General features: G+C 43.3%; 2 protein-coding genes. Both read right to left on the bottom strand.

What is annotated here, in order from left to right; all coding sequences use genetic code 11:
• Nucleotides 1-2,261: retention module-containing protein (locus tag L2740_RS21300; RefSeq protein WP_248951997.1), on the bottom strand; the 2,261-nt coding region annotated here is incomplete at its 3' end.
• Nucleotides 2,262-2,498: 237 nt separating this feature from the next.
• A partial coding sequence (locus L2740_RS21295; protein ID WP_248951996.1) for a VCBS domain-containing protein occupies nucleotides 2,499-4,938 on the bottom strand: 2,440 nt, incomplete at its 5' end.

The raw sequence follows: 4,938 nt of genomic DNA, 5'->3' as shown, positions 1-4,938 counted from the left end.
ATGTTGTCGGTGGCGGAGTCTGTTACAGGGTTGCCATTGCGATCATCTGCGCTGGCATTTACCGTGATATCACCATCAACTAGACCTGAGATATCAACGCCATCAATTGAAAAGCTGCCGTCATCATTAACCGTCACACCGGTGACTACTTGTACTGTGCCTGCGCTATCTGTAAGCGTGAGGGTCACAGTCGTGCCCGGCGCCACATCGGTGGTGGTACCTGAAATGTTAGCTGTTTCGGCATTATCATTAACGGCGAGGCTGATAGTTATATTGCCATCAATTGCGTCTAAGGTCGCTGAGTCGCTGCCCGGAGCAGAGGTGTTCCCTGCTTGATCTGTAATCGTTGCTACAACGACAATTTCATTACCTTCCCCTGGAGAGGGTAAAGTGACATCTATTGAGCCATTATTGATGTCTTCTTGAGTTAGGATTATTTCTGTTCCATTGACAGTTAAAGTATCACCGACTTGGGCGCCAGTGCCTGTTAAGTCAATTGTTGCATTAACATCTGTACTACCATTTAATTCGGCTGAATTAATGATACCGTCATTATCAATATCACTTGTGATAGTGACTTGCGGAGCACCATCTACAGTTGGGGTAACTTCAAGAGTCAGTGTGGCTGTTTCACCAGTATTGGTGGTGTAGCTAATTACTGGTACTACACCGTTCCAATCTGCATTGGGCGTGAAGGTATAGGAGCCATCGGCATTAATAACAAGTGAGCCACCATCAAGCGCAACCGTGGTGCCTGCAGCATAGGTTTCGCCGTTAACTTCAAAGCTAGTGACACTGAGATCGCTATCGATATCTGAATCATTCGCCAGCACATTGCCTGTAGCCACTTCATCTTCGGCAATAGTTTGGCTGTCGTTAACCACAATACTTGGATCATCAATAGGGGCGACTTCAAGGGTCAGTGTGGCTGTTTCACCAGTATTGGTGGTGTAGCTAATTACTGGGACAGTACCGTTCCAATCTGCATTAGGTGTGAAGGTATAGGAGCCATCGGCATTAATGACTAATGAGCCACCATCAAGCGCAACCGTGGTGCCAGCAGCATAGGTTTCGCCGTTAACTTCAAAGCTAGTTACACTGAGATCGCTATCGATATCAGAGTCATTAGCCAGTACATTGCCTGTCGCCACTTGATCTTCGGCAATGGTTTGGCTGTCGTTTGCCACCACACTCGGATCATCTACCGCTGTTACTTCAAGGGTCAGTGTGGCACTTTCACCAGTATTGGTGGTGTAGCTAATTACTGGGACAGTACCGTTCCAATCTGCATTGGGTGTGAAGGTATAGGAGCCATCGGCATTAATAACAAGTGAGCCACCATCAAGCACAACCGTGGTGCCAGCTGCATAGGTTTCACCGTTAACTTCGAAGCTAGTGACACTGAGATCGCTATCGATATCTGAATCATTGGCCAGCACATTACCTGTCGCCACTTGATCTTCGGCAATGGTTTGGCTGTCGTTAACTACAATACTCGGATCATCAATCGCTGTTACTTCAAGGGTCAGTGTGGCTGTTTCACCTGTATTGGTGGTGTAGCTAATTACTGGGACTGTGCCGTTCCAATCAGCATTTGGAGTGAAGGTATAGGAGCCATCGGCATTAATAACAAGTGAGCCACCATCAAGCACAACCGTGGTGCCAGCTGCATAGGTTTCACCGTTAACTTCAAAGCTAGTGACACTGAGATCGCTATCGATATCTGAATCGTTATTGAGTACGTTGCCGGTCGCTATGCCATCTTCAGTTATGGTTTGAGTGTCATTAATAGTAACTGTAGGCGAGTCGAAAAAGGCATTGCCATTTGCAGTAAGGCTGTCGTTGTTTTCGGTGTTTTGGTTATTCTGTTGTATATTCGTATCAAAACCACTGCTAGCGATTGTTTGCTCTCCAATCCTTGCAATTGATACATGACTTGAACTGCCTTCATTACCAGTTTGTCCGCCTGCTGCAGTATCTGGCCCCTCGGTTGGGTCTTCACCCGCAGCAATTAGCGCTTGAATCTCAGCTATTTCGTCTAGAGCTTGATCTTCACTTATCGACGTTGCTTGCTCTGAGGTTAAAATCGAACCATCACTATTTTCTATTTGGATACTGCTACTATCTGCGAGTAATAAGTCGGTACCAGCAGGGATTACGTCGCCTTGAATTAGTTGTTTTGTATTGCCGTCAATATTGGCTGTAACGACACCGTTAAGGTTTAGAATATACCCAACCTGAGTTGTGATAATTGACTTCATTGTTTGGCTCCCTGCAAAAACAACTAATAGCAGTAGTATTTTAATGTAATAACGATTGGTTAACCAATGTTATACAGTTTGAAATATTGGGTCAATTTTTTGACAGCACTCTTGGCACTGCTTTTTAACGTTTTTTTAGCTGGAAATAATGAGTTGATTGGGTAGGAAAATAAAACAGCCACTATATATAGTGGCTGTTTTATTTCGACAAGTTAGAAGTTGAACTTTTGACTGATATTAAGGTGGGTTAAGTCCGTCATCAAATTGATTGTATGGCGGAATAAAAGGTGAAGTATTTGGATCTACAATTAACGCTTCATCATTTATCAGTTGGCTAATGATGGTGCTGGCATCTGAAGAACCATAGATGCTTGATAGATCCACACCATCGAGAACGATTGTAACGCCATCAGTGCCTGAACCTAGGCCATCAGCGTCGATGGTGATAGTCGTGTCACCACCACTAAAGCTAAATGATAAGAAGTCTTCTAGATTGCCATTTTCTTCATTAATTAAAAGATCGGATAGGTCTAATGTGTCAATTTGATGGTTGAATCCAAATACCGTATCAGTACTGCCATCAGCAGAGCTCCCCCCCCATTCGAAAAAGTCTCGTTCATTATCATCTGGGTTAAGTTGCTCACCGCCATATAGTTCATCATTACCAGCGCCGCCTATGAGTAGATCTTGTCCTATGCCGCCTATCATAATATCGTCGCCGTCTCCTCCTAGAAGGATATCATTACCACTGCCACCATTTAGGGTGTCATTACCGCCTTGGCCGAAAATTATATCATTACCTAGGTGGCCATTTAGCGTGTCACCAAGATCGTCAGTCCTTGAAATATCAAATTCACGGTAATTTGATTGTATATAGATAGAAATGTCGTTAACTGATACATCAGCTAGCTGTTGCCCTGTTTGATTTGCAACATATTGAGTTAATGCGTCGGCTGCTTGTAGCCCTGGAATAGAATCAAACTCAACCAAATCACCAAATATAATATCATCTCCTCCATTTGTATTTACGGTATCGCTGCCTGGCAATAAGTCAGTCGATAGAATAGCATCTGCTAAGTCGTCGACATCTACATTGTTAAGCGGCATACCTAAGCTATCGAAATCTTCGAGGATGTTGGTATCTATGTTTGCCCCTAAGCCAATAGCTTGAACAAAAGATAAAGCGTTTAGTTCGTTAAATGCAATTACAGCTTGATTATAAGGTGTTGAGCCGCTGCCAGGCCTAGTGGGTCGACCATCGGTGATAAAATAGGTAATGTTCGAGCCTACGTTAGCAAGAATAGGGGCGCTCTCGAACCAATCGCTAGCGGCATTGAAAGCAGATTGATAGTTTGTCCAGCCACCATTTTGCAAAGCATTGAGTGCGGCTTCAAGTGTTGTTATCGCACCTGGATCCGCTAGATTGACCGAGATGCTCTGTTGCAGCCCTGTATCGAATTCAATGAGTAGAACATTTACCGTTCCGGGATCAGTATTATTTGGGTCATTAAGATTATTTAGCAATTGATTAAAGATGAGTTCAAGTTGAGCTGCCGCAGTGTTTACCGCACTAGTTCCCATACTCCCTGAAGTATCTATAATGAAGGCAAGGTTGTAGTTTTCTCCTGGTTGTACGGAGGTGGTATCACTGATTACTATTTGATGTTGGTCATCTCCATCAATCACATCATCTCCAGGTCCACCAACAATAAATTCATAATTTCTTAAATCGATTAAAGCTGTATCGGTGCTTTCTGCTGATTCATTTCCTGCAAAGTCAGTTTGGGTCGCAGTAACTGTAATACTGTCACCAGTAGCATCAGGTGTACTTTCTGTCCATGTAATCATTCCAGTATTGGCATCGTAAGCAAAGTCTGACTGACTATTTTGGACTCCGGTAATATCAAGTGAGTTTGTATTGCTGTTCCAAGTTAATGTGAGAATTGATTCAACCCCATCATTGAGAATTGTTAATGTAACAAAGCCTCCACTAGTGAGTTCATCATGATCTATGCTGGCTGAAAGTTGTACATCGTTATTTCCTATTTCTTGAGCTGTTAGTATGCCATTATCTGGATTGTTATCATCAACAATAGTGACGATTGGAGCGTTGGGGGTTCGGGTTCCATTAATGGTTATTGTTAATGTCGCCATCGCTTGTTGGTTTTGAGTATCTTCAACCCAATAATTGAAAGTGTCTGTTTCAATTTCTCCATCATCTAATTCATTAATTACCGCATTATTATCGTCTAGCTGATAGTTATAGCTACCGTCTGATGAAATAGTTAGCGTGCCAAACTCCCCAACAAGTACTATGTTGTTACCAATTGGAGTATCTCCATCACCAATAATATCTCCGTTGAAGTTTTCAACCTTAACGACATTCAATGTTTGATTTTCGGGATCACTATCGGCAATGTCTTGATAACCAGCCCCATGATCCATGCCAATAATTACTTCCCCGCTTATAGCGCTGGTTATTCCATCGTTAATAGCTTCATTAACGACATTGGTATCGTCATTAGCTGTTGGTCCATCGTTGGTGCCGTTAATGGTCATGGTGACGGTTTGAGTGGTGAAGGCGCCATTGGCATCGGTGACGGTAACATCAAAGCTGAAGGTGATGGTGTCGCCTTCGGCGAGGAAGTCCACCAAGGCATTATCGATATCATAGGTC

The sequence above is a fragment of the Shewanella pneumatophori genome (genome assembly GCF_023283895.1).
GTDB classification, from domain to species: Bacteria; Pseudomonadota; Gammaproteobacteria; order Enterobacterales; family Shewanellaceae; genus Shewanella; species Shewanella pneumatophori.
Note: the sequence above shows the minus strand (reverse complement) of the source record. Positions and strands in the feature narration are given on the sequence as shown.